This window comes from Thalassolituus sp. ST750PaO-4 (assembly GCF_020320405.1).
In the GTDB taxonomy this organism is placed as follows: domain Bacteria; phylum Pseudomonadota; class Gammaproteobacteria; order Pseudomonadales; family Oceanobacteraceae; genus Venatoribacter; species Venatoribacter alkanivorans.
Genome location: NZ_JABVCB010000013.1, coordinates 22,793 through 47,883, shown reverse-complemented (window position 1 = coordinate 47,883; position 25,091 = coordinate 22,793). Strand labels below are relative to the sequence as shown.

The 25,091-nt window shown below is 53.6% G+C and carries 24 protein-coding genes; 6 read left to right on the top strand and 18 right to left on the bottom strand.

What is annotated here, in order from left to right:
- The first annotated feature begins 56 nt into the window (after positions 1-56).
- Both HUF18_RS15700 and HUF18_RS15695 read left to right on the top strand, forming a co-directional pair.
- Entirely contained in the window at positions 57-2,675 is a 2,619-nt protein-coding gene (locus tag HUF18_RS15700) for a putative bifunctional diguanylate cyclase/phosphodiesterase (protein ID WP_225692836.1), read from the top strand.
- 67 nt (positions 2,676-2,742) lie between these two features.
- Positions 2,743-3,570, top strand: a complete 828-nt coding sequence (locus HUF18_RS15695) for an inositol monophosphatase family protein (protein WP_225692835.1) — start codon at positions 2,743-2,745, stop codon at positions 3,568-3,570.
- Here the strand turns inward: HUF18_RS15695 and HUF18_RS15690 are convergent.
- From HUF18_RS15690 to HUF18_RS15655, 8 genes are all read right to left on the bottom strand, one after another.
- Positions 3,547-4,542 (bottom strand): lipase secretion chaperone, encoded by a 996-nt coding sequence (locus HUF18_RS15690; protein ID WP_225692834.1) that lies wholly within the window; start codon positions 4,540-4,542, stop codon positions 3,547-3,549. The genes HUF18_RS15695 and HUF18_RS15690 overlap by 24 nt on opposite strands.
- A gap of 3 nt (positions 4,543-4,545) precedes the next feature.
- Positions 4,546-5,487 (bottom strand): lipase family alpha/beta hydrolase, encoded by a 942-nt coding sequence (locus HUF18_RS15685; RefSeq protein WP_225692833.1) that lies wholly within the window; start codon positions 5,485-5,487, stop codon positions 4,546-4,548.
- Positions 5,488-5,752: 265 nt separating this feature from the next.
- The gene (locus HUF18_RS15680) at positions 5,753-7,303 is read right to left on the bottom strand and encodes a diguanylate cyclase domain-containing protein (protein ID WP_225692832.1); all 1,551 of its coding nucleotides are present in this window, start codon (positions 7,301-7,303) and stop codon (positions 5,753-5,755) included.
- Between the two features lie 6 nt (positions 7,304-7,309).
- Positions 7,310-8,344, bottom strand: coding sequence for an NAD(P)H-dependent flavin oxidoreductase (locus tag HUF18_RS15675; protein WP_225692831.1), 1,035 nt, complete (start codon positions 8,342-8,344; stop codon positions 7,310-7,312).
- Between the two features lie 99 nt (positions 8,345-8,443).
- Positions 8,444-8,704 carry a DUF3106 domain-containing protein gene (locus HUF18_RS15670; protein WP_225692830.1) on the bottom strand — a complete coding sequence of 87 codons (261 nt, stop codon included), beginning with the start codon at positions 8,702-8,704 and terminating at the stop codon, positions 8,444-8,446.
- A 162-nt stretch (positions 8,705-8,866) separates the two neighbouring features.
- Positions 8,867-10,243: a sensor histidine kinase gene (locus HUF18_RS15665; RefSeq protein ID WP_225692829.1), complete on the bottom strand. Its 1,377-nt coding sequence runs from the start codon at positions 10,241-10,243 to the stop codon at positions 8,867-8,869.
- Between the two features lie 3 nt (positions 10,244-10,246).
- The gene (locus HUF18_RS15660; protein WP_145466680.1) at positions 10,247-10,942 is read right to left on the bottom strand and encodes a response regulator transcription factor; all 696 of its coding nucleotides are present in this window, start codon (positions 10,940-10,942) and stop codon (positions 10,247-10,249) included.
- A gap of 94 nt (positions 10,943-11,036) precedes the next feature.
- Positions 11,037-11,318, bottom strand: coding sequence for a late competence development ComFB family protein (locus HUF18_RS15655; RefSeq protein WP_145466681.1), 282 nt, complete (start codon positions 11,316-11,318; stop codon positions 11,037-11,039).
- Between the two features lie 123 nt (positions 11,319-11,441).
- Between HUF18_RS15655 and HUF18_RS15650 the strand changes: the two genes are divergently transcribed.
- Positions 11,442-11,864, top strand: coding sequence for a CBS domain-containing protein (locus HUF18_RS15650; protein WP_145466682.1), 423 nt, complete (start codon positions 11,442-11,444; stop codon positions 11,862-11,864).
- 6 nt (positions 11,865-11,870) lie between these two features.
- Here the strand turns inward: HUF18_RS15650 and HUF18_RS15645 are convergent, their stop codons facing one another.
- Positions 11,871-12,998: an HD domain-containing phosphohydrolase gene (locus tag HUF18_RS15645; protein WP_225692828.1), complete on the bottom strand. Its 1,128-nt coding sequence runs from the start codon at positions 12,996-12,998 to the stop codon at positions 11,871-11,873.
- 141 nt (positions 12,999-13,139) lie between these two features.
- Here HUF18_RS15645 and HUF18_RS15640 point away from each other — a divergent pair, with 141 nt between their 5' ends.
- Positions 13,140-13,472 (top strand): TraR/DksA family transcriptional regulator, encoded by a 333-nt coding sequence (locus HUF18_RS15640; protein WP_225692827.1) that lies wholly within the window; start codon positions 13,140-13,142, stop codon positions 13,470-13,472.
- On the opposite strand, the gene HUF18_RS15635 is transcribed toward HUF18_RS15640, so the two are convergent.
- The 9 genes from HUF18_RS15635 to cydP form a co-directional block, all read right to left on the bottom strand.
- Complete coding sequence (locus HUF18_RS15635; protein ID WP_225693558.1) at positions 13,469-14,311, bottom strand: potassium channel family protein; 843 nt, start codon at positions 14,309-14,311, stop codon at positions 13,469-13,471. The two genes, HUF18_RS15640 and HUF18_RS15635, sit on opposite strands and share 4 nt — an antisense overlap.
- A 128-nt stretch (positions 14,312-14,439) precedes the next feature.
- The gene (locus HUF18_RS15630; RefSeq protein WP_225692826.1) at positions 14,440-14,877 is read right to left on the bottom strand and encodes an OsmC family protein; all 438 of its coding nucleotides are present in this window, start codon (positions 14,875-14,877) and stop codon (positions 14,440-14,442) included.
- Between the two features lies 1 nt (position 14,878).
- A complete protein-coding gene (locus HUF18_RS15625) occupies positions 14,879-15,442 on the bottom strand; it encodes a Tll0287-like domain-containing protein (RefSeq protein ID WP_225692825.1) in 564 nt (187 codons plus the stop codon).
- A gap of 13 nt (positions 15,443-15,455) precedes the next feature.
- On the bottom strand, positions 15,456-15,836 hold the full coding sequence (locus tag HUF18_RS15620; protein WP_145466687.1) for a rhodanese-like domain-containing protein: 381 nt from the start codon (positions 15,834-15,836) through the stop codon (positions 15,456-15,458).
- Positions 15,837-15,916: 80 nt separating this feature from the next.
- Positions 15,917-16,213 carry a cyd operon YbgE family protein gene (locus HUF18_RS15615; RefSeq protein WP_145466688.1) on the bottom strand — a complete coding sequence of 99 codons (297 nt, stop codon included), beginning with the start codon at positions 16,211-16,213 and terminating at the stop codon, positions 15,917-15,919.
- Between the two features lie 3 nt (positions 16,214-16,216).
- Complete coding sequence (gene cydX, locus HUF18_RS15610; protein ID WP_145466689.1) at positions 16,217-16,333, bottom strand: cytochrome bd-I oxidase subunit CydX; 117 nt, start codon at positions 16,331-16,333, stop codon at positions 16,217-16,219.
- 15 nt (positions 16,334-16,348) lie between these two features.
- Positions 16,349-17,485 (bottom strand): cytochrome d ubiquinol oxidase subunit II, encoded by a 1,137-nt coding sequence (gene cydB, locus HUF18_RS15605; RefSeq protein ID WP_225692824.1) that lies wholly within the window; start codon positions 17,483-17,485, stop codon positions 16,349-16,351.
- A gap of 10 nt (positions 17,486-17,495) precedes the next feature.
- Positions 17,496-19,100, bottom strand: coding sequence for a cytochrome ubiquinol oxidase subunit I (locus HUF18_RS15600; RefSeq protein ID WP_145466691.1), 1,605 nt, complete (start codon positions 19,098-19,100; stop codon positions 17,496-17,498).
- On the bottom strand, positions 19,097-19,294 hold the full coding sequence (cydP, locus tag HUF18_RS15595; RefSeq protein WP_145466692.1) for a cytochrome oxidase putative small subunit CydP: 198 nt from the start codon (positions 19,292-19,294) through the stop codon (positions 19,097-19,099). The genes HUF18_RS15600 and cydP overlap by 4 nt, the downstream gene beginning before the upstream one ends.
- A 316-nt stretch (positions 19,295-19,610) precedes the next feature.
- Here cydP and HUF18_RS15590 point away from each other — a divergent pair, with 316 nt between their 5' ends.
- Together HUF18_RS15590 and HUF18_RS15585 are read left to right on the top strand one after the other, a co-directional pair.
- Entirely contained in the window at positions 19,611-20,993 is a 1,383-nt protein-coding gene (locus HUF18_RS15590; RefSeq protein ID WP_225692823.1) for a sigma-54 interaction domain-containing protein, read from the top strand.
- A gap of 277 nt (positions 20,994-21,270) precedes the next feature.
- Positions 21,271-25,026, top strand: a complete 3,756-nt coding sequence (locus tag HUF18_RS15585) for a DUF1631 family protein (RefSeq protein ID WP_225692822.1) — start codon at positions 21,271-21,273, stop codon at positions 25,024-25,026.
- Positions 25,027-25,091: the final 65 nt, after the last annotated feature.

The window sequence follows — 25,091 nt, the reverse complement described above, 5'->3', positions numbered from 1 at the left end:
CTATGTTCAGCCGCTATTTGAGCAGACTGCGAGCCATACAGGCACGGCAAACCTATTTGCTGCCAGGACTACTCCTGCTTGCTGTATTGCTTCTGCTCTACCTGTCCGGCAGCTGGGAAACCAACCGCCAGCGCACTCTGGCTCAGCTCGAAGCTCTGGCGACTGTCGCCCAGAGCAATACCCGCCTGCTGCAACAACAGCTGACCTCTCAACTGGTTAGCCTGCAACAGAATCTGCCAGCACAGAGTCTGCAGGACTGGTCACTGTGGGTCCGCCAGCAACATAAACCGCGACCGTTATACAGCCATATCGCCCTGTATTCTGCCGACGGCCAGCTGCTGGCAAGCTCCTTTGACAGCACAGACATCCAGCAATCACCACCGGATATCCGTGCTGAGGATCTGAATCTGCTGCAACAACAGCAGAACCCCCGTTTTATCAGCACCATGCTGATTAATAAGGGCCGTTACCTGCCCTACTGTTTACCCGTGTCACAAAAGGTTGCACGGGTTATCTGCCTGCTGACCTCAACCAGTAACAATAACCTGCAGTGGCCAGCTTCCGGCAGTCTGGAACATTCAGCACAGCGTCTGCTCAGCCCTGATGGTATTTTACTGCTCGCATCCCCGTTACCTGTCAGCCGCCAGCAAATCATCGGTACCCGTATCAGTGACCGGCAACAAAAGAACCTGAATATCCCCGCGCCGGACACTTCAGGTTTTACCTATTTTTCCAATAAGACTGAATTTGATGGCAGTAAACGCCTGGGGGTGGTCAGCTTCGATCCGCAGTCACAACTGCTGCAGATTATCTCACTGCCCATGGCCTCATTGCTCACCCTGTGGCTGGAAGACATCGCCTGGCCGCTGTTGTTTTTCAGCATACTGCTGGCTGCAGCCTGGCGCAGTTACCGCCATACCCTTAAAAATACGCAGCAAAATGAACGCCGCTACTCGCAGGAAGCCCGCGCGCTCAGCGAGAAAGGGAAAATCATCGATATGCTGATGAGTAATATTCCCGGAAGCATTTACCAGATCAGTCTGCCTGAGCATCTGCTTGATTTTATCAGCAATGGAGACCTGCAGATCTTCAGTGATACTGCCAATGAACACGCCGGACGCCACAGCCTGCTCGCGCTTATTCATCCCGATGATCAGGAAAAATACCTGCAGGAAATTGACAGCCATTGCAGCAGTGGCAAGCCCTATAAAATCATCTACCGCATTCAGACGCGGCAACATGAACTGAAATGGATTATGGATCGCGGTCAGGTTGTCTTTAGCAAACAAAATCCCTGCCAACTGGAAGGGCTGTTAATTGATATTACCGACCATACCCTGTCACAGCAGCATGTTGAGTATCTCGCCACCCGCGATCCTCTTACCGAACTGTTTAATCGTTATTATTTCAATGATGAGCTAATGAACTCAATTGAAGAGCTGACCCCAGGCAGCGGAAAAATTGCCCTGCTTTTTATTGATCTTGACCGTTTCAAAACCGTTAATGATTCGCTCGGCCATCAGGTCGGTGACCGTTTATTAAAACTCGTCGCAGATCGTTTACGTCATCTCGTTGGCCCCAAACACATGGTGGCAAGACTGGGCGGTGACGAATTTATTGTCATGATGAACGAGCCGGAAAGTTCGCTGGAAATTGAACATCTGGCGGAACGTATTATCAGTGCGGTCAGCCAGACGTATCAACTTGACCACTATAAATTATCAACCAGTTGCAGCGTCGGCATCAGTGTTTGCCCCGATGACTCCAGCGAATCTTATATTCTTCTGCGCAATGCTGACACCGCCATGTATCAGGCAAAATCCCGCGGCGGCAATTGCTATCAGTTTTATACCGAAGAAATGAACCAGAAAGTAAATTCCCGTCTGACGCTGGAAAATGAACTGCGCCGCGCAGTTAAAAATCAGGAATTCGAGCTTTATTATCAACCTCAGGTCAGCACCTTTGATAATCGCCTGCTGGGTGCCGAAGCACTGATCCGCTGGATACACCCAAGTGCCGGTATAGTGTCTCCCGCCGATTTTATTCCGATTGCTGAAGAGACTGGCCTGATCCGGGAAATTGGTGACTGGGCATTACTGGAAGCCTGTAAGCAATTCCGCGAGTGGAATAACACCTTCGCTCTGGATATGACTATTTCGGTTAACGTCTCTGTACGCCAGTTAGATGATGCCTTTGTGTTACGCACACAGGAAATTCTGAACATCAGCCGGCTGGAGGCGAAATATCTGGAGCTGGAAATCACCGAGAGCTTACTGCTGGATAATGTTCAGGAAAATCTGAGGATTCTGGATAACATCAATAAGCTGGGTGTGCGCTTTGCGATGGATGATTTTGGTACAGGCTACTCATCGCTGAGTTATCTGAAGCAGTTTCCGATCAGTAAGCTGAAAATCGACCGGGCTTTTATCAACGAAATTAATAATGACCCGGAAGATGAAGCGATCGTCCGGGCCATTATTGCCCTGGCCAAAACCCTGCGCCTTGAACTGGTGGCCGAGGGGGTTGAAAACCACCAGCAACTGGCGCTGCTGCAGGCGCTGGCCTGTGACAGTTATCAGGGATACTATTTCAGCAAACCGGTACCAGCGGATGTTTTCCGCCAGCGTTATCTGGAACAGAAACCGCCACTGCAGAAATCATTACAGCAACAGTAGTGTTTTGTGCCGGCTAAAATATCCGGCAGCGGCAAGCGGTTTTAATTATCAATATGAGAATTCCTGAATGGATCAGTCCCAGATCGACAGTCAGACACTGTACGATACGGCCCTGCGGCTTGCGCAAAAGGCCGGCAACGCAATCGCCCAGCAACGCCACCAGCTGGATATTCAGTTTAAACAGGGAACAGAGCTGGTAACTCAGGCCGACGTTGCCGCGGATCAGATTATCCGTGATGGCATTCTTGCTCACTTTCCGGACCACCAGATTCTGTCCGAAGAACTCGCGCCGGATAATCCGACCGACTGTGAGCATCTGTGGGTAATCGACCCTATCGACGGCACGGTGAATTACGCCCACCTGCATCCACAGGTGGCTATTTCCATTGCCTATTATCATCAGGGCAAAGCTCAGGTCGCTGTTGTGCATAACCCCTTTCTGAACGAGACATTCAGTGCCGTTAACGGTCGGGGGGCATGGCTGAATCAACTCCCGATTCAGTGTGCAACAACACAGGATATGCGCCGGGCACTCATTGCGACCGGCTTTCCTTATGATAAACACGATATTCCCCAGCTGATTCAGCGCCTGCAGGCGGTTCTGACGCAGTGTGCGGATATTCGCCGTCTGGGCTCAGCCGCACTGGATATCTGCTGGGTGGCCTGCGGCCGGCTGGACGCTTATTACGAAACGGTTAAGCCCTGGGATTTTGCCGCCGCACAATTAATTGCACGCGAAGCCGGCGTACAGTTCGGCCATATTCATGTCTTACCTGAAGGAGTAAATCCGCAACTGTGCGGAGAGAATATTATATTGGCAGTGCCGGCGTTATTCAGCCCACTGCAGCAACTGCTGCAACAGGCCGATATGTTATTCGCCAGCGAGAAGCGTTAGGGCCGCGTTCAGGCGTTTTTGCTCAGTATCCGAAAAGTGACGACTGCGATAGGTTCTGAGCAACATCTCACGGTCCTGATTATCCAGTCCCTGCAAAGCCAGTGAATCACGGTATTGCTGGTAATCTTTTAACCGCTGCTGCCACTGCTGCTGTTGCTGATCAACACCGGCCAGTCGCTCGGCGGCTTCTTTGCCGTATTGTTGTTCGCGCCATTGCTGAACGACGGCAGCCGAAGCTCCCTGCTGACGCAGCTGTTGCTCCTGCTGTTGTAAGCTCAGCACCTGTTGTGACTGCTCACGCATGTGCTGCAACTCTGGCGGCAGGCTGCTGTCGAGTGCAGCCAGCTGTGCTTCATCGGCACCCTGTGCGCGCAGCTGCTGACGCGCCAGAGTGTAGTTGTCCATAATTTCGTCGGCGTGAAAGAATGCTTCCACGACGTTGGGTTCCAGCCATTCCCGGCGCAGACGCTGTTGCCAGGCAACCCGCGCGGCCAGCTCATCCATACCCGACTGGCTGACACGCTTTTCCGCATCCCGGTCGTAATCACCCAGAGCCGCCAGATATCCAAGATATTCGTCCATGATTTTTAATGCCTGCGACTGCCCGGGCTCAGGCAGACCTGCAATCTGACTGCGCATGGTCTGCAGCAGATCATCCAGCGGCACTTCACCCTGAGCCGACAGATAAAAATCCATCCAGTGACGCAGCTGTATATCAACAACCAACTGCCCACGATGGTCGGTACGCAGATAACCATCCACACTGGCACCGCGGAAGGTCATTACATTTTTGGTATCGACAGTACCTGCCTGCGGTAAAACCAGAGGGGTAGCAATAGCCTGATCGTTTTCCGCTGCAGCGGGCTGAAATTCAGCCCGCTGCACCAGATTGTCGTCCTGCACGGCATAAACCAGCAGGACGACCGCCACTGCCGACAGTGTGATACCCAATGCACCGTGAAGTGGCTTCATGATTTACAGCCCGATGTTTTTCAGACGGTTGGCGTGAGTACGGAAAACGGTCAGCGGATCTGTTTCGGTCAGATCATGCAGACCCAGAGTCTGGTTTACTTCATCCAGATGGTTCATGCGGAAATCATCACGGATCACCATCCCCAGACGACTGGAACAGGAACCCACCAGACCATCGTTTTTCTCTCCCGCCGGGAAGAACAGGCTGGTCGTACCGGTCAGCAGATCAAGCGGATCGAGTACGTTGGTCAGCGGCTTGGCACCACTCCAGGAGTAGTAGCGCACTCCATTGTACTGATAGTCCCCTTCACCGCAGGCCGTGGTCGGAATGCCACCCGGATGCTGCTGGTTAAAGGCTGCGGTTTCCGCAAAGGTCATGGAACGCATAGACATCAGGATATCCTGATCGTAATCACCGCCGGACAGGAAGTTAATGGTTTCCGCCAGAGCGTTACCCAGTGCCGAGATCAAACCTTCGAACGCTGTCGAACCATTGGCCCAGTCATTCAGGGTTTCAGCCACTGGAGTACCGCGGTTAACCCCCGCAATGGTGGTTACCGAAGCAATCAGATCCGGGCGCACAGAAGCCACATAACGGGTGGTCGGGCCACCATGACTGTGACCGATCAGGTTAACTTTTTCAGCACCGGTAATGGCCAGAATCTGCTCAATCTGCGGAATCAGCTGTTCACCGCGGATTTCCGGTGAGTTGGAGTTAGACACGGTGGTGACAAACACCCGCGCGCCATCCTTTTGCAGGGTTTCCGGGACTTTATACCAGTAATCAACGCCCAGCAGACTGTCGAAGCCATACAGGCCATGAGTCAGAACGATGGGGTATTTGGTGGCGGTGTAACCACTTTCCGGGGTTGCCGACATTGCCGACACCTGGGCCGAAAACAGCACGGCAGACAGTGCTGCCACAGAGAGTATTTTGCTTAGCATGAGCGTTCCTTGAATTTGTTATTTTTGTTGGAAACCGCACTTCTGCCCGTACTGCGCTGAACGGGAAGGTTCCCTGATACTGCAAAAGCGAACTCAGTGTAGGTCAGCACCACAAGAGCGGTAGGGCAAGACGGGTCAGCCACAACACCTGAGGCTATGGTCGAAGACGGAGAAGGCCAGCATAGACAAATCGCGCCCAGAAAATTGTTCTATCGTTCCAGACACCCTCAAAAGCAGGCAGGAAAGTCAGGTTGAGGGAAAAGTGTCAGACTGTCCGCGGATGCTGTTTGTCGTGATACATCGCCATATCCGCCACCCGCAACAGGTTGCGCAGATCATAGCCATGAATCTCGGTAAAGGCGCAGCCCAGGCTGGCTGACAGAGGGTAACGTTTGCTGTGCTCGTAGTGGGTATTGGCTATCAGCCTGTGCAGCTTATCGATCACGCTGTTCAGCTGATCATTGTCAGAAATCGGGTCGACGAGTACGACAAACTCATCTCCCCCAAGGCGGGCAGCCATATCACCACGGCGTATCAGCTTGTTCAGCGCCGTGCCTACGGCAGCCAGCACGCTATCTCCGGCGGCATGCCCCATCTCATCATTGATGCGTTTAAAGCCGTTAAGGTCGATAAACAGAATAGCCAGATGCGTACCGCTGCGCTCGGCACTGGAGAGCAGCCGGCTGGCATAATCCTCAAAATGATAACGATTGGGCAGACCAGTAAGTTCATCGTAATTGGCTTTGCGGTACAGCAGCTGATGCTGATACTCCAGCCCTTCAGCCTGGCGACGATGCACCCGGTACAGCCGCCAGCACAGCAGTAATGACAACGGCAAAGCCAGCGCCAGCAAAACCAGCCAGCCCCAATTAATATCGGTTATGCCAAGCGGACGCTCATACTCCGCCAGCAACTGAAAGCCGGTAAACGGCAGCGTCTGCTGCTGGCGTAATTGTGCCAGCGCAAGGCCGGCAGATGGCAGCGCATGGCTCAACAGCGGAAATGCATCTCCCTGATCCTGCGCGACCTGCAGGCGGAACGACATCCGGCTGTAATACGATTGCTCCGGCGGCAGCAGGTTGGAAACTTCAACCACCAGCAGGCTCAGATAAGTAATGCCCTGTGCATTGCTGACCGGCAGCATCATTACCACGACCGGGTTCTCATCAAGCAGGGTAAACGGCTCAGACAGTGTGATCCTGCTTTGCTGCTGCGCAGGAAGACGACGTGCAATAAAGTCCACCGTAAACAGATCCAGCCCCACCACCAGACTTTCGGCGTTATCCGGGAAAACCATAATCACCGGCAAAGCCTTATGTTCCGACGGGCTGATACTTTCCAGATACCGTCCGCGGCGCAGGCTTTTAACGTTATCCGGTAATTGTTGTTCCTGCATTATCTGGCGGAAGACCTGCAATGATGATCCGTTCTGCAGATACAGCGCTGACTGAAACATACTGACATGGGGAAAGCGCCGCTGCATGGTCGCGGCATAGCGCTGCACTGCATTTATATCGGGCGATTGTGTGCCGGAGAAGTAGGTCGATAACGCCAGCAACAGCGTCTCATTCTGCAGCATTTTCTCACGCACAAACTGACTGACCACCGAAGTGTCAGCACTGAACTTCTGCTGCAGCCTGCGCCACTCACTCTGCCCGGCTGCCAGCAGCAACAGCAGTAAAGCCAGAGAGGTGAGTACCGCAAACAGCACATAGCTGTATTTCAGGCGCTTGTGTTCCCGGGAGAAGGAGTTAACCATAAATGCCGTAACGTAACGAAATGACTTCAGTGTAGAAGCTTCGTTACGAAACGGCACAAATCCTCACTGCCAGAAGCGTTGTTGCTGCTGATGGATTTCTTCAGCTTCACGCAGCACACGCTGCACAATCTCTTCAACACCCGGCATATCATGAATCAGGCCCTGAGTCTGGCCGATAAACTGCACGCCCTGCTGCAGGTCACCGTCAATGGTTGCTGCTTTCAGACGCGGCACGCTGGCGCCGAAATAGGCCAGCAGCTTGACCTTATCCATCATCGCCAGCATACCAATCATCACTTTCCATACCGGCTGCTTGACCATACGTGCAGCGCGCGTCGCTTCCCAACAGGCCAGCAGGAAATTCATCGGTTTACGGGTCGCTTTGATCGAGCGTGGTGTGCGCATTACACGCGCCGGAATACCATCAAAGTTTTTCGAATAGATAGTGTCCTGCTCGCTGCGTGCAACCACGGCTTCTTTGGTCTTCTGATGCAGCGGGCTTTCTGCACTGGTGGCAAAACGTGAGCCCATGGCTACTGCCTCGGCACCCAGCGCCAGCGCCGCCAGCAGGCCGCGACCATCGGCAAAACCACCGGTAGCAATTACCGGAATACTGACTTTGGCCGCGATGGCAGGCACCAGCACCAGCGAGGTAACGTCACCACCATGGGCCGCTGCTTCATGGCCGGTAACCAGCAAAGCATCGGCGCCAATCGACTGAGCCGACAGCGCATGTTTTTCACTGACGACGGTAGCAATCACCTTGCCGCCATATTCATGGGCGCGCTTAACCAGCCAGTCGCCTTTGCCCAGAGAGAAGTTGATGACCGGTACTTTTTCTTCCAGCGCGACTTCGGCGTTTTCTTTCGCGCCCGGCATCAGCAGGGTAACGCCGATACCAAAAGGCTTATCTGTCAGTTCGCGGATACGCTGAATAGCCGCACGGGTTTCACCGACCGTCAGCGGACCACTGGCAAGAATTCCCAGGCCACCGGCATTGGAGACAGCGGCCACCAGCTCAGGGGTAGAAATCCAGCTCATACCAGGCAGCAGCAATGGATGCTCAATGCCCAGCAGTTCAGTAATACGCGTTTTCATAACCAGATCCGGAAAAATAAAAACACGCATTCTAATGCCTGACCCGCCAACTGGCGACCTGCGCAGATAATCCGGAAAGAGATTGGGAAAAGAAGAGGATCAGCGCCCGGGGGCAAGCTGCTGTTGCTGAACGAAGTTGAGGAATTGTTGCTGACGCTGCTCAGGCGACATGCCGCGTAGCTGTTCGATGCGTTGCTGGCGTTCCATACGCTGTATGGCCTGCTCCTGCACCTGCATGTTCTGTATTGAGCGATAGAAATTATCGAGGGCCTGACGCTGTTCCGGGCGGCTGTTGTTCCATTCCAGCTGCAGTCCGGGATGTTGCACAGAAGGCTGAACAGAGGCGGGTTCTGCTGGCAATATGTGTACATCAGGCGCGGCATGAGCCGTCCAGACGCAACAACATAACAATAAGCCCGATAACCTCACAGACAAACCCCGTAACAAGAATTCATGGATTTTAACGGCAGCCTGCCGCAAATACCCAGCCCTGCAGGCGTAAAAGGGACGTAAAGTGCCATTTCAGCCATCTGCCGCTGACCTCTGCCGGAGCCTGATAGTAACCACCAACCCACCCTGCTCATGATTACTCAGGCGCAGGTCACCACCGTGGTGACGGATAACACGATCAGCGATTGCCAGGCCCAGGCCAAAACCGCGGTGCCCACTGTTCAGGCTGTCGGGGCTGCGTTCGCGGGCCTGCTCACTGCGAACAAAGGGTCTTAATAAATCGGCCAGCAGATGCTCCGGCACGCCGGGTCCATGATCTCGCACCGCAATCTGTATCTGGCCATCCCTGCTGCTCAGATCAATATCGACCGATGTGCCGGCTGCGGTATGCAGCAATGCATTACGGACAATATTTTCAACCGCCGATGTCAGCAGGCGGGGATCACCCTGCACCCTGACGGCATCTGCCGGCACATTCAGTTGCAAGACATTCTGTGGTCGTTCAAAGCGTGCATCGGCGGCGACCTGCTGCAGCAACGCACTACAATCGACCGTTTGCCAGTGGCTGTAATCCTGCACAGTTTCAAGCCGGGCCATACTCAGCAGATCTTCAATCAGTTCATTCAGGCGCTGAGTTTCCAGCTCAATACGGTCCAGATATTCCACCTGCTCTGGTAGCGCATCCAGCCGCGCCAGTTCCAGCGCCACGGCAGTGCGGGCAAGCGGCGAGCGCAGCTCATGGGAAACATCGCGCAACAGCTGGCGCTGATCGGAAATCAGGCGCTGCAGACGCTCGGCCATCTGCCCGAATTCACGCCCCAGCTCGCCGATTTCATCACGCCGCAGTAATAACTTCGGCGCAATCCGCACCGGCCACTGGCCATCGGCAAAGGCGCGCACACTGCGCTGTAAAGACAGTAATGGCCGCGCCATATAGCGCGACAGTACAAAACCCCAAATGGCAAATAACAGCAGCGATGCCAGAAAACCCCAGCCGAGATAGGCCGGCAGGTTAAACACCGCGAGCGGATGGAGGAATTCCACCACCAGCAGATAAACCCGGCCGTCATGACTCTGCAGTGGTGCTTTCACCAGGATTTCAGTTTGCCCAAGGGGGTTAACCCGCGCCTGATAAGAGTCAGAGGCAAAGGCATATTCCAGCACGTCAGCCGGCACATTGGGCAGCAGGCTGATGCCCTGATCATCAAACACATAAGCGTTCACACTGGGATGACGCTCGAAGGTTAACAGCCATTCGAGCAGCAGAGGCTCACCGCCACGCTGCAGAATCAGTTCAGCTGCGGAGATATACCCGCCGGTTGGCGCAATCAGGTTAACGGAGTCGTTCGACCACTGGCGGTAATACATTGCCAGTAACAGGGTCACCAGCGTGGCCACCAGACTGGTGACCATGAAGGCGAGATAGATCCGGATAAAAATGCCGCGCACGAATCAGGCCTGAGCCATCTCCTGTTCCGGAGCGTACATGTAGCCAACGCCACGAATGGTACGGATACGGGCATCGCCGTTACGGTTGGGTCCGAGTTTTTTACGCAAATTGCTCAGATGCATATCCAGACTGCGGTCAAACAGCGTCAGAGAGCGTTGCATGGACTGCTCTGCCAGACGGTTCTTTTCCACCACTTTGCCGGCATCACGGGCCAGCACACTGAGGATATTAAATTCCGTCACCGTTAATTCGACCGCTTCGTTGTTGCGCAAGACCTGATGCTGGTCGAGATCAATCACCAGCTCATCCAGCTCAATGTTGGCAGATACCACTTCTGCGGAGCGATTACGGCGTAATACTGAACGCAGGCGGGCGGATAACTCACGCGGGTTACAGGGCTTGGGCAGATAATCATCGGCGCCGATTTCCAGCCCCTCGATACGGTCCAGTTCGTCCCCTTTGGCCGTCAGCATAATAACCGGCAGGTCACTGCGCTGACGGATACTGCGCAGAATCTCCAGGCCGTTACCACCCGGCAGCATAATATCCAGAATCACCGCCTGGTATTTACCGGTCAGTGCTTCGCTCAATCCTTCGTCTGCGGTGTGTACCGTTGTCACTTTAAATAATTCACGCTCAAGGTAGCGGCGCAGTAATGCGCACAGCTCCTGATCGTCATCAACTAATAACAGATTCATACGTCCCCCCGGGTCCGGGGTCCAGTGTCGGAGAAAAAGTGCTGTAGTTTCAAGCAGCTGGAGTGTTTCTTTACATTATGTAAAGAAAAGGTCACTACTCGTCTTCTTCACGCCGGTGTTTTTCGACGAAAGCGATAGCCTCCGTGACGGCCTCGGTCACACTGTTATTGGTTTTCACCAGTTCATCCGGAGTCATAAAAAACGCCATATCCACCTCAAAGCGGATATAGCGGGGAGGAAGTCGGTTAAGAGCAACACAGGCGATATCAGCCATATGTTCGATGCTGACCGCTGGCGACTGGCCATGTAAACGACGCAGGATCTCTTCGGCAACCAGCTGTTCATAGTAATTACGAATGTGATTATTGATGCTCATACCACCCTCCTTTGAATAGTTTCAGCATAGCACTCCGGCTATTTCCTGCTTTACTGATAAACAATACACAACCACACCGCCGTAGCGGCTGCTCCGTCCGGCGTACTTTTACAGGAACATGCTATGAAACTGGTCAGCGACCTGATGACCCGCGAACTGCTTACTCACCTGCCCGACGATACCCTGCAGGATGCTGAACAAACGATGGGGCGCCATCAGGTTCGCCACATTCCGGTAGTTGATGCAGAAGGGAAAATATTCGGCCTGCTCAGTCAGAAAGAATTTTTAACTGAAGCATTCCGTATTACCGATAAATTTGGCGCGCATAATCTGCAGACGTATCTGGCACAAACCAAACTGAGCTCCTGCATTAATACCGATGTACAAACCATTCCGGCCGATATGCCACTGACCGTCGCCGGTCAGCAATTACGCAACAGCCGTCAGGGTTGCTTACTGGTTACCGATAGTGAAAATCATCTGATCGGTCTGCTCAGCTCCAAAGACTTTGTCCGTCTGGCGATTGAATTGCTGGAACAGTCCTGAGCAGACTCAGGACGGATAGCGTCGCTGAATATCATCAACCTGTTGTGGATGCTTTAACACGGCATCCACACAAGCCTGATCGAGCTCGTTGTGCGCCGCCATTTGCTGTAATTCAGCGAAGACTTTGTCCTGTGGCCAGGCTTCCTTGTAGCTGCGCCGGTTTAACAAGGCATCAAGAATATCGGCCACCGCAATAATCCGCGCCTCCAGCGGTACGTCATCGCCTTCGGCCCCGAGATAACCACTGCCATTCAGTTTTTCATGGTGATACTGAACAATGTTGCGCAGCATTTCGGTGTGCTCCATGTCACCGAGCGCAAAATGCTCCAGAGCCTGATCGACAATATCGCGCCCGACTTTCACATGGGATTTCATTCGCTCGAATTCGTCCGCCGTCAGCGGGCCGGCTTTGTGCAGAATACTGTCGGGGATGGCAATTTTACCGATGTCATGCAGAGGAGCGAACAGCGCCAGATATTCGATAAAGGCATCGCTTAACTGCAGTTTTTTCTGCAGTGCGCGGGCAATCATGCGCGCATAGGCAGCCATGCGCCGCACATGGGCATCGGTTTCTACCGAACGGCGACCGCTGACGTCGGTGGCAAATTTTACCAGCGCCTGCATACGGGCAACCGCATCATGTTCGCGCACCAGCAACTGGCCAACCAGATGCGCCCACAGGTTGCAGTAGGCAATTTTCTGCTCAGAAAAATAATGCCGCTGCAGTGAGTTCAGGAAAAGAAATCCCAGCAAAGCACCATCATGGAATACCGGCATGGTGAGGCTCGCCCGGTAGCCCTGCGACAACAACGCTGCGGTATGAACAGATAAACTCTTATGACGGAAACAGCGCATGTCATTAACCACCCGCAAAGCCGGTTTATCGGCCAGAGCCTGCAGTGACGGCACGTCATCCAGCCGCACGCTGTAACCTAACAGCGGCGAGGTGTCATCGCTTTCATAAACAAAAGTCGACAACAGCCCATCTTCAGGGTTGTACAGCACCAGCGCAAAACGCTGCACGCCTTCATACTGCTCGCGCAATACCCGGTAAAGACGCTCCAGTCGCTGCATAAAATGCATTTTCTGTCCCAGAACCTGATAGGGATCATTCAGATAGAGTGGATCTTCCATAACGTGCCTCTCCGCCGTTTGGCACAGTGTAGGCTAAGCCATCCGCCCTCAGCGCAGGAAGTTGCCAGCTTCCTGATGCACATCAAGGAGAAAAACCCTCCTCTGGCCTAGCCTGAAGTAAAGCTAACAAAGGAAAGTGATATGGATACCAGCGCCATCAGACAAGTGTTAACACAGCGTAAAGCCATGCTGGAAAACCGCGCCAGTAAGGTTGAGCGTGATGCCAGTCACCGCGATGAGCCTTTGTCCGCAGATTTTGCCGAACAAGCGGTAGAGCGGGAAAATGACGATGTACTGCATGCCATTGCCGGTGAATCTTTACACGAGATCACGATGATCAATCAGGCACTGGCGCGTCTGGATGCAGGAATTTATGGCGAATGCAGCGAATGTGGAAATACGATTGACGAAAAGCGCCTGCAGGCCGTTCCTTACACAACCCAATGTATCCAGTGCGCAGAACAGGCTGATTAACGCTCGCCACCATCCAGGTCGCGTCCCTGTTCACGGCGCTGCTGCTCAGCTTCCAGGGCTATGGTCAGCAGCTGATCCAGTTTGGTTTCCAGCTGCTCCATACGGCTTTCCATTTTAGCCAGCCGGTCAGCATTCGCCGTTTCTTTGGCAATCAGGTCTTCTTCTTCCTGCTGCATAAAAAACGCAGAAAAGCTGGCGGTCATCATCGAAAATAAACCGATTCCCATCAGAATCAGTACCGACCCGAATAAACGCCCGGCGGTACTGCCCGGCACAATATCACCATAGCCCACGGTAGTCACCGTCACCCAGGCCCACCAGATGCCATCCATCGGTGTCTGAACATTAGGATCAATCACCGCCATTAAGGTGCCGGCCATAATGATGATGATAAAACTCACCATCAGGGTCGGCCCGAGGTGATTTCTTCCCATAATTTTCTGGAACGAGCCGGACATATTCATCAGCATGGTGAACATTGCCAGCAATCGCAGTGCACGTAAGCCACCAGCGTGGGGAAAGGCCTGCCAGAGCAACGGCATACCGGCAATCACAATCACCAGATTGCTCCAGTTATTACGTAAATAGCGCGCCTTATCATCAACCACTGCGGTCAGCACCAGGGTTTCCAGCAAAAAGAAAGTCCACAAAAACCAGTCGGTAATGTAGGTGTACGGCAGTGGGCCATCGGCGCGGGCTTCGAGATACCACTCGAATACAATCCAGAAGGCGATCAGAATCATCGGCCATTCAAACATACGGCCAATGCGCCGGGCGCGGGCATTTTCGTTGTTATCAACGCCGGAGAGACCGACCATTTTAGAAAAGGAGAGAATCATCAAAGCTCAGTTCAGCACCGTCAGGTAAACCACTTGATAAACATTGGTTACGTAAAAGAGTAGCTGAATCTTAACGGTAAAAGGCGACGCAGATCACCCATAAAGGCAATCGGCGCCGCTTACAGCACTCAGAACAGCGGGTTAACCTGAACGTCGCTGGTAGTGGAGTTAGCAATAAAACAATGCTGGTGTGCTTTATCGTGCATGGCGATCACCGCCGCTTCATCCGGTTGTTTATCGCCGCTGAAAACCACCTTCGGATTCAGACGGATACGGGCAACCCAGAATTTTCCATCGTCGCGCTGCTCCATTTCCGCCACCGCCGAATCTTCATACGACAACACCTGCAGGCGCTTTTTCGCCGCCAGTGCCAGAAAGGTCTGCATATGGCAGCTGGCCATTGCCGCCGCCAGCATCTGTTCAGGGTCGGCACCGAAATCGTTACCGGCCCCGCCTGCGGTCAGACTGACTTGAGGTAAAAACTGAATATTATGGCGGCGCTCAAATCCCTCATGGGAAAACTCACCCTGTTTTTCCCAGCGAATATCAATACGGTGTTCCGACACGTTATTCCTCCAGTGTTTTACGCAAAGTGAAAGCACCACGCAGATCGCCGGCATTAAAGCCGCGTGCCTGATCGGCAGGATACAACTCGTCCAGCCTGGCGGTTACCGCCGGTGCCAGTTGTGAGCCATGACAGGTCAGACACAGCGGCGCCGTTGGAATGGCTTTCATATAACGGAATTCGCCATCGGCAACGGTCGTCGCTTCAATGCCCGCCGGGTCTTCACCGGCCTGCAGCCGGCGGGAAAAATCTTCCAGCGTCTGCAGTTCCCAATCATCGGCAACATTATCCGGGTTGCGGATTTTTGTTGAGGTGCGCGCCACCTGCCAGCCATTCTGGCTCAGCCCGGCGGCAATGGCCGGGGCTTCGGTATTGCACAGCTGAATCGCCGCTTCAGGGCCGCTCGCCTGAATCCCCTGCTTCAGGGTTTTCTGCAATGCCTGAGCAAAGGCTTTGGTCTGTTGCCGGGCTTCCTGAGTCAGCTGAACATTATCGGCAGCCACCACCCACACCGGCGCCAGACCAAGCATTGCCGTCAGCAACACACTGCGTTTTAACATTCCCATGGCCTGCAACTCCTCAGCGATACACGCTTGGGTCAACTTCCACTTTATGCACGGTGCCGCTCCAGCCATCGAAGCCACCCACCAGCATTTTCACCTGCTCAAACCCCATGCGTTTCAGGGTGTAGGCTGCCAGTGTGCTGCGGCCGCCATTTTTACAATACAGCAGAATCTCGGCCTGGGGATTGGTCAGCGCCGGGTGATCACCCACACGGAATTCCAGCACACCGCGCGGGACGTTAACCGCACCCGGCAGGTGGCCCATATCGAACTCCGCCGGCTCACGTACATCAAGTACCACAGCGCCGTTCGCCAGCAACGCCTCAGCGGCGGCGGCATCAACAGGATTCACCGCAGAGCGGGCTTCGGCCAATAAATCGTCTTTGCTTAATGCCATGTCAGTTCTCCTTTTACATTTCCGAATAAGCATACAGAAATACAGCCGGTATGGCAGCCCCGACACTGAGACAACAGCTGTCAGACGATCCACCACCAGCCACAAACCAGCATCAGTGGCCAGCCGATATAAGGGCTGAACACCAGACGCCAGATTTTCATTTCCGGTACATAGCCAACACCATGCACAAAACCGGCGCTGATGCCCCACAGGCACAGCGACAGCAGGCCGTGGTCAATATTCATGGTTTCGCTGGCAACCACATGCGGCACCGCCAGCAATAATCCCGATAAACCGAGCGCGGCCAGTAATGACAATGCCCGGGCCCAGCCCGCATACAGCGGGCCGTAAGCTTTGTAATCCACCGGTGCGTTCATGGCTTACTCTTTCAGATCCGCATCGCGGTCAAAGTTTTCGTTCATTTCCAGCCACATGGCGTTAATCAGACCAAAAGAACAGGCCAGCAACACCCCTAAAATCCAGGCGAAATACCACATAAATCGTCTCCTTTCTCAGTAAGTGCTGTATTTATTGTCTTCAATAAAAGCCGTGGTCAAACGACCGCGCATTTTGTAATAGCCCCAGGTGGTATAGAGCAGAATAATCGGTACAAAGAACATCGCCACCCAGAACATAATGCCCAGCGTTTTCTGACTGGAAACCACATCCCATACCGTCAGACTGAACGAAGGGTCCAGACTCGAGGGCATAATGAACGGGAACAGACTGAACCCGGCGGTACAGATAATACCGGTTACCGCCAGCGAGCTGCCGATAAAAGCCAGAACACCACGGTTAGCAGCAGACATCAGCACGGTAATTAACAGGCCGGTAAAAGCGATTACCGGTGCGCTGATCATGAGCGGATAACGGGAATAATTTTCCAGCCAGCCGCCCGCTGCGACGTCCACGGTTTTATCCAGTGGCGTCATGGCCGCGGCAGTATTAATCGTACTGGTAATCACCAGCCCGTCGATTCCCGCATAAATCCAGATGCCAGCCGTGGCAAAAAGTACGGCAACGATAATCGCCAGCAGCATGGAGATTTTCCGCGCGCGCTCGTGCAGGTCACCATCGGTACGCATCTGCAGATAGGTTGCACCGTGCATGGCCAGCATACCAAGACTGACCAGACCGGCCACCAGCGCAAACGGATTCAGCAGCGCCCAGAATGAACCGGTATAGGTGGAGCGCATAAATTCATCCAGCGTAAAGGGCACGCCAAGGAATAAATTGCCGAAGGCCACACCAAACACCAGTGCCGGAACCGCGCCGCCAATGGTCAGACCCCAGTCCCAGGCACTGCGCCAGCGCGGATCTTCCATTTTCGAGCGGTACTCAAAACCCACCGGACGGAAAAACAGCGCAAATAACACCAGCAACAGCGCCCAGTAAAAACCGGAAAATGCGACGGCATACACCACCGGCCAGGCCGCAAAAATGGCACCACCGGCGGTAATAAACCACACCTGATTACCATCCCAGTGCGGGCCAATGGTATTCAGCATCACGCGGCGCTCGCTGTCAGTTTTACCGAGCACACGTAACAAGGCACCTACGCCCATATCAAAACCGTCGGTCACTGCAAAACCAATCAGCAGCACACCAATTAATACCCACCAGATTAATTTAAGGCTCTCGTAATCCATGTTCTGCTCCTTATGCCTGATCGGCGACAGCTTGCTGAGGCTGGGCGATAGCCGCACCGGCACCGTGATTCTGTTCAAAATGATAACGGCCGGTATGCAGACTGGATGGCCCCAGTCGGGCAAAGCGGATCATCAGGTACATTTCGACAATTAACAGCAGCGTATAAAAACCGATAAACCCTGCCAGACTCATATACAGATCTTCCACCGAACGGGTTGATACCGATAAATGCGTTGGTAACACTTCGGCAATCGACCATGGCTGGCGACCGAATTCAGCGACAAACCAGCCGACTTCACAGGCAATCCACGGCGCCGGCAACGAAATAATCAGGGCTTTTAACAACCAGGTTTTGGTTTCCACGTTGTGCTGTGTGCTGTAGTAGAACGATAGTGAAATCAGAATCAGCATCAGGAAGCCAAGGCCAACCATAAGACGGAATGCCCAGAACATAGGCGCTACTTTCGGAATGGTATCCTGTGCCGCCTGCTTGATTTGTTCTTCGGTGGCATCGACCACATTGTTGGTGTATTTCTTCAGCAACAGGCCATAACCAAGATCGTCTTTCAGTGCATCAAAGGCTGCAACCGTCGGATCGGACTTATCGCCATGACGCATTTTTTCAAGCAGAGCATAAGCTTCGATACCACGACGAATGCGCAGCTCGTGTTCCTTCAGCAAATCTTTAATACCGACAATTTCTTCATCCACCGAACGCGTAGCAATTAACCCCAGTGCGCCCGGAATTTTAACGGCGTAATCGGTTTCCATGGTTTCCTGATTCGGGAAGCCAATCAGGGTGAAATCTGCTGGTGGTTCCTGGGTATGCCATTCGGCTTCAATCGCCGCCAGTTTGGTTTTCTGCACATCACCAATTTCGTAACCGGATTCATCGCCGAGAATAATAACACTGATAATAGAGGCAAAACCGAAGCTTGCGGCAATGGCAAAAGAGCGGCGGGCAAAAGGAAGGTCGCGTTTTTTCAGCATGTAATACGCTGAAATTGCCAGCACAAACATCGCCCCGGTGACATAACCGGCAGATACGGTATGTACAAATTTAACCTGCGCTACCGGGTTAAAAATCACCTCAGCAAAGTCAGTCATTTCCATGCGCATGGTTTCGTAATTAAATTCTGCACCCACCGGATTCTGCATCCAGCCATTGGCAATCAGAATCCACAGTGCCGACATATTGGAGCCAATCGCCACCAGCCAGGTCACCATTAAATGTTGTACGCGGGTCAGGCGATCCCAGCCAAAAAAGAATAAACCAATAAAGGTCGATTCGAGGAAAAACGCCATCAGTCCTTCAATCGCCAGCGGTGCACCGAAGATGTCACCCACATAATGTGAGTAATACGCCCAGTTCGTACCGAACTGGAATTCCATGGTCAGGCCCGTGGTTACACCAAGGGCAAAGTTAATACCAAATAACTTGCCCCAGAATTTCACCATATCCTGATAGACCTGTTTACCGGTCATCACGAAAGCAGATTCCATAATCGCCAGAATAAATGACAGACCCAGCGTTAATGGCACAAACAAAAAGTGATAAAGCGCGGTGATAGCAAACTGCAGCCGCGATAAATCGACGAGACTCTCACTGATCATTGCTGATCCTCCGATTGCGAGGGGGTAATAGTTGAAAGACCGAATTGTTGCGAAACAGCATCCTGCGGATTGGTCATGTCCACAGGGTCAGAAAACCAGAAAATGCGGATGGCAAAAATCAACACCAGCTTGATCAGCAGAACGACCATCAGCTCGCGCACCAGAGGTACAGAAAACAGGGATTTTTTTGCCATAAACGTTCTCTTGCAAAAGTTGCACACCGTAGGCCGGCAATGGCCGGCAGACCCTCTGCAGCGCGACAGAAACATAAAACGCCAAAATAACTTCATCAGCATAAAGCAATATATCAGTAACAGCACTGCGATGCTTTGTCGCAGGGATGCTGACTCTCCATATGCCGCGCCGGGCGGCACAGAGCAGAGCAAGGAGCAGGCCAATCCGGATAAACGTACTGAAAGGCCCGTACAGCAGGATAAATCCCAGGCAATGCTTTACAAACTACTGACGGACTGCCAGATTTGACACACCACCTGCCACAGGCGTCATGTTATGTTCAGCAATCCACATTACCGCTCTCTGCCTGCCATCTCTTCTTTGCTGGATGCCATTGCCGCACCTGCCGTACTGCTCAGTCCGGATTATGAAATCTGTGCTGCCAACGAAGCCTATCGTCACACATTCGCCGGTAATGATGATGTGGTCGGCCGACACTGCTATGACGTATCCCATGGCTACAAGGTGCCCTGCGATCAGGCTGGTGAAACCTGCCCGCTGCGTCAGTGCTTCGAAAGTGGCCAGCGTCAGCGCATTCTGCATATTCACAACACGGCCCGCGGACGTGAGCATGTGGATGTTGAAATCAGCCCGATCCGTGATGAGCAGGGCGAAATCCGCTTCTTCGTAGAAATTATGAATCCGGTGCAGCATGGCGACTGCCCGTTTGAACAACAGATGGTTGGTTACAGCCCAGCTTATACCCAGATGCTGGAACTGCTCAGTCGTGCATCCGCCAGCGATATCAGCGTCCTGCTGCTGGGCGAATCCGGCACCGGTAAAGAACTGGCCGCACAGTATCTGCACGGCCACAGTCCGCGGCGTAACAGCCCCTTTGTTACCGTAGAATGCTCAGGACTGACTGAAAGCCTGTTTGAAAGTGAATTATTCGGGCACGAGAAAGGCGCTTTTACCGGCGCCACTCACCGCAAACCCGGACTGGTAGAAGCAGCCCGTGGTGGCACGTTATTTCTGGATGAAATCGGCGATATTCCGCTGCCAATGCAGGTTAAGTTATTGCGTCTGATCGAATCCGGCAGTTACCGTCCGGTGGGCAGTATTACGCCGCGCCATGCCGATTTCCGTCTGATTTGCGCTACTCACCGCCAACTGGGTGATATGGTTGCCGCCGGCACCTTCCGCCAGGATCTGTATTACCGCATCAGCCCTTTCCCGGTGGTTTTGCCCTCCCTGCGCGAGCGGCCGGAAGACATCATTCCACTGGCGACTCACCTGTTGCAGCAACTCAGCCAGCACCGTGTCCTGCAGCTTTCAGAAGAAGCCTGCGACTGGCTGATACAGCAGGATTTTCCCGGCAATATCCGCGAGCTGCGCAACCGCATTGAGCGCGCCATCCTGCTGTGTGACGGCTCACAGATTGAACCCGAACACCTGCGCCTGAATCTGCACCAGTTCAGCCAGCATCAGCATGCTGCAGATAACAATCCTGCAGCCCTGATTGCCCACAATGGCCTGCCGGATATCATGCCACTGGATCAGCTCGAGAGCGCTTATCTTACCCAGCTGGCCGCCCGTCACCCGGGAGACAATGCCAGACTGGCTCACAAACTGGGCATCAGTGAACGCACGCTGTACCGCAAACTGAAGCAGGCGCGGGCAGATAATCACCGCAATACGGGATCTGTTGACAGCGATTAAACGGGTGTCTGTACGCCGTAACCTTCTGATACTTTGGCCGTAATAACAGTAGGCGCGGCCATGGATTCAGATAAAATATGCGTTTACAGATATATTCCTGCCGGCCCCCTATACTGCCACTGCACTGGCTGGTATTCGTGCGCCCGAACGCAGGTAATGCCGGGATATAACAGCATTACTGCACAGAACAGGAAGGGATGGAGCGACGGACTATACTGATAATCCGGGCTCCAAAACCGGGGTCAGCTCAAGCTGCCCCGCATAAATGGACTGAAACATGGCTGTCGAACTGAGAGAACACCCGCGATTTTCCACCTACGTTAACGCACGCCTGTTATTTGCCGATGGCACCGCGCTCGACTGTCAGGTACTGGACTATTCGCAAAGCGGCATGCACCTGCTCTGGCCACACGGCCAGCCACAGAATACCAATGGTACCCTGACACTGGAGCTGTCACTGGATCAGCAAAAAACCAATGTCAAAGTAGAATGGGTATTCTGTAACGAGCAGCACGCCGGAGTACGCCTGCATCAAGCAGACGACCGTCTGTTTCTGCAGCTGCAGGAGTTCAACCAGAATCACCGCAATGTAAAGAAGCTCAGCCCCGAGCAGCGCAAAAAGTATCTGGAGCTGTTCCATCAGGAAGCCAACGTCCTGATAGACCGCCTGCCCAAACTCTGGCTGCCGGAATTTCTTGAAGGCACCTTTACCAAAGCCAACATGGCGCGCAACACCACTGAGCAGCAACAGTGGCTGCGACTGGAAAAACAGTCGAAAGACAAAGCCGCGGCACTGCATCAGAAATTTACCCAGAACCTGAAACGTCAGCTTGAACTCTGGTCCGAAGGCAAGCCGGAATACAGCGCCGAAAATCAGCAGGCCAGTGGCGATATGCGCCTGTCGCTGGTACAGCAGGCAGAATTTGAAGACTGGTTACTGGCCAAAGTAACCTCCTCCCACCTGCAGTCACGGCTGGCCCACATGACCTTCGAGCTGCGTCAGCTGCTCGACACACTGTCCGACGCCAGCATCGAAAACTGCTTTAACCCGATTGGCCCGGGCACGGTTACCGAAGCCTTCCGCGATGCGCTGGAAAAACTGCAGCTGCCACAGGAAGCACGGGCTCTGGCCTTTGAAACCTTTGAACAGATTGCCGGTGGCAACCTGCAAACCACGTATCAGAATCTGGTTAAACAGATCGATATTCCACTGACCTTCCGCTACCGGAGACCCACTCCGGAAAAGCAGGAAAACTCCCCGCAACAGAACCAGAATAACGGCGGAGGAAGTGGTTCCGGCAACAACGGTTCTGGTAACAACGGTTCCAGTAACAGCGACGCAGGAAATATCTCTCCCATCAGCAGCTCCGCTGGCTCAGGTTCAGCTGCACGTAATATGCAGCCGGCTCACTATAACGAACAGACCCTGCAGAACTTCCAGCGCCACCAGGAAGAAGCCCGCCAGGCCTATTCCAATATTCAGAATCTGCTGCAATTGCGCTACCAACGGTTTGAACAGGCAGCTCTGGCACAGGATGCCTTACCGGCAGCGGAGCCTGAACTGATCAGCAATGTTCTGAGCCATGTCGCCCAACAGCAGAGCCTGGCTCAGGGCCATGTACGCGAGCACGTTGAAAAAGCCCTGGCCGAGAAAGACGTCAGCCTGCCAGCCGAATCCCGTGACGCCATTGACACACTGGAACACGTCACCCAGCACCTGCTGTCGAGCGATCAGGTTGCCGAATTTATCAAACCCTTTATTGAACGTCTGGGCTGGCCATTACTGCAGCTGATGCTGAAAGACGCCAGCCTGCTGTTCAACCCTGACCATCCCGGCCGGCAGGTACTGAATCAACTGGCCAAGCTGGGTCAGCTCACCACCAGCGGCGAAGCTCAGATAACAGCCCGTCTGCAAAGCCTGGTTGACCCGGTTGTGCACAACATCAGCAATGATGAAAGCTCACTCGACGAATTACTCGAAAGCCTGCAGGGTCTGGTCAGCGGCGCAGAACGCAAAGCCCGGCAAAATGCCGAGCGCGTAGCTCAGGCTGCTGAGGGCGAGCATAAATTACAGAAGGTCCGCCGCCAGATTGAACATCTGGTCGGTAAAGACAGCTCCGACCGGACGCTGCCATCCTGTGTCGTTGAATGGCTGCAACAGGGCTGGCAACAGATACTGGCATTGCTGCTGTTGCGCGAAGGTCCGGACAGCAAGCGCTTTAAAGGTGCGGTTAAGCTCTATCGTCAGGTACTGGCCCTGTTTAATCCCGACAACAGTGGCCGGCGGGAATTACTACAGCGCTTTCAGCCGATGATGGAGCTGGCCCGCGCCGAGCTTGATCGGCTGAATGGCAGCCTGCCGGAGCACCAGCGCTGGTACGACGAAATTATGGCCGCAGCCGAAAGCCATCTGAATCAGGGCGAAATCCGTGAAGCCATCGACCTGCCAACCTTCGTCGCCAAGCCCGCCGAAGTGGTGCCCGAAGGCCGCGGTGTACGCCGTGCCATGAATCTGCAGATTGGCGACTGGCTGTTACTGGTGGAACAGGATCAGGCGGTGTCTGTGGTGTGGATTGCGCAGGATGCTTCCAAGTTTGCCTGCGTCAATCACAGCGGTATGAAAGTGGTCGACTTCACGCTGGCCGAACTGGCACGCGCCTTTGATGAAGGCCGGGTGAAACGGATGTACGAACAGGACGAATCAGCGGTCGATCAGGGCGTTGATAAACTGGTGCAACAGATTTACCGCGATCTGTCTGAGCAGGCCAATATCGACGCTCTTACCGGTCTCACCAATCGTCAGCATTTCCTGCGTCAGTTACAGGAACGCTTCCAGGCCAGCCTGCGTAACCCAGCACCCTGCACTCTGGCCATGATCGATATCGACCAGTTCAAACTGATCAACAAAAACTACGGCGTCGATGGCGGCGATACCTGCCTGCAGGCCGTAGCGACCATGCTGGAAGAAGAGTGCAAAGACGCGTTGTGCGCCCGTATCGGCAGTAACGAGTTTGCCGTGCTGCTCAATCACGCGGATATGGAGCAGGCCGAAGCCAGCATCAAACTACTGAAGAAAAATATAGAAGGCACTGCCATCAGCAGTGGCTCAGACAGTTTCCATATTCATATCAGTGTCGGCCTGGCCGCCATGAATGCCGATATCACCGACGCATCCGATCTGGTTGAGCAGGCCGAATCTGCCTGCCTGATTGCCAAGGAAAAAGGTGGCTCACGTATCGTTCAGTACGAATTCGATGACGCCGGTCGCCTGCGCCACGATGAGTTTATGGCCTGGGGCAACAAACTCAATCAGGCGCTGGCCAACAACCAGTTACAGGTGCTGTGCGTACCGATCACCGCCATTCAGGAACGCCACAAAGGTACCCGTCAGTACGAAATCATTATCAGCATCCGGGATAAAAATGGTGCTCAGATTCCGCCACTGGAATATCTGCAGGCTGCTGAAAACTACAACCGTATGTATATGCTCGACCGCTGGACCCTGGAGCAACTGGTGCAGTGGCTGCATGATCACCCCAATGCCGCCCAGAGTATCAGCCGTTTTGTGCTGCGCCTGTCGGGTCATGCCATCAATGATGAAAGCCTGCTGGCCTATATTTTTGAGCAGGCGCGCGAAAAAGATGTTCCGGTGAAGAAACTCTGTTTTGAGCTGAACGAGACATCCGCTATCCGCAATCTGGAAGATGCCGCCGACTTTATGCATGAAATGCGCAGCCTCGGCTGCCAGTTTGTGCTGTCGGATTTCGGTACCGGACAATCGTCATTCGAATACCTCAAAGCCCTTCCGGTTGACTATGTGAAGATCGATCACAGCTTTATTGACGGGCTGCATACCAGTTCAGCCGATTATGCGCTGGTGAAATCCATTCAGGAAATCACCCATTTTATGGCCAAAAAAACCATCGCCGAATACAGCGCCAACAATAACGTCTGGGAAATTCTGCGTTCCATTGGTATCGACTTTGTCGTCGGCGCACCCGCTGAATATCAGCCGCTGGAGAAGCTTGGCTGACACACCCGGGGTTTATGGCCTGAGCAGGTAATGAAACCGCAAGGATAACCAGTGTACAATCCGCG

Bases quoted from the DNA above. Each gene is read 5' to 3' on its own strand.
- HUF18_RS15695 (WP_225692835.1), top strand. From the start codon at position 2,743: ATGGATCAGTCCCAGATCGACAGTCAGACACTGTACGATACGGCCCTG.
- HUF18_RS15690 (WP_225692834.1), bottom strand. From the start codon at position 4,542: ATGAAGCCACTTCACGGTGCATTGGGTATCACACTGTCGGCAGTGGCG.
- HUF18_RS15685 (WP_225692833.1), bottom strand. From the start codon at position 5,487: ATGCTAAGCAAAATACTCTCTGTGGCAGCACTGTCTGCCGTGCTGTTT.
- HUF18_RS15675 (WP_225692831.1), bottom strand. From the start codon at position 8,344: ATGAAAACGCGTATTACTGAACTGCTGGGCATTGAGCATCCATTGCTG.
- HUF18_RS15660 (WP_145466680.1), bottom strand. From the start codon at position 10,942: ATGAATCTGTTATTAGTTGATGACGATCAGGAGCTGTGCGCATTACTG.
- HUF18_RS15655 (WP_145466681.1), bottom strand. From the start codon at position 11,318: ATGAGCATCAATAATCACATTCGTAATTACTATGAACAGCTGGTTGCC.
- HUF18_RS15650 (WP_145466682.1), top strand. From the start codon at position 11,442: ATGAAACTGGTCAGCGACCTGATGACCCGCGAACTGCTTACTCACCTG.
- HUF18_RS15645 (WP_225692828.1), bottom strand. From the start codon at position 12,998: ATGGAAGATCCACTCTATCTGAATGATCCCTATCAGGTTCTGGGACAG.
- HUF18_RS15640 (WP_225692827.1), top strand. From the start codon at position 13,140: ATGGATACCAGCGCCATCAGACAAGTGTTAACACAGCGTAAAGCCATG.
- HUF18_RS15635 (WP_225693558.1), bottom strand. From the start codon at position 14,311: ATGATTCTCTCCTTTTCTAAAATGGTCGGTCTCTCCGGCGTTGATAAC.
- HUF18_RS15625 (WP_225692825.1), bottom strand. From the start codon at position 15,442: ATGGGAATGTTAAAACGCAGTGTGTTGCTGACGGCAATGCTTGGTCTG.
- HUF18_RS15620 (WP_145466687.1), bottom strand. From the start codon at position 15,836: ATGGCATTAAGCAAAGACGATTTATTGGCCGAAGCCCGCTCTGCGGTG.
- HUF18_RS15615 (WP_145466688.1), bottom strand. From the start codon at position 16,213: ATGAACGCACCGGTGGATTACAAAGCTTACGGCCCGCTGTATGCGGGC.
- cydX (WP_145466689.1), bottom strand. From the start codon at position 16,333: ATGTGGTATTTCGCCTGGATTTTAGGGGTGTTGCTGGCCTGTTCTTTT.
- cydB (WP_225692824.1), bottom strand. From the start codon at position 17,485: ATGGATTACGAGAGCCTTAAATTAATCTGGTGGGTATTAATTGGTGTG.
- HUF18_RS15600 (WP_145466691.1), bottom strand. From the start codon at position 19,100: ATGATCAGTGAGAGTCTCGTCGATTTATCGCGGCTGCAGTTTGCTATC.
- cydP (WP_145466692.1), bottom strand. From the start codon at position 19,294: ATGGCAAAAAAATCCCTGTTTTCTGTACCTCTGGTGCGCGAGCTGATG.
- HUF18_RS15590 (WP_225692823.1), top strand. From the start codon at position 19,611: ATGTTCAGCAATCCACATTACCGCTCTCTGCCTGCCATCTCTTCTTTG.
- HUF18_RS15585 (WP_225692822.1), top strand. From the start codon at position 21,271: ATGGCTGTCGAACTGAGAGAACACCCGCGATTTTCCACCTACGTTAAC.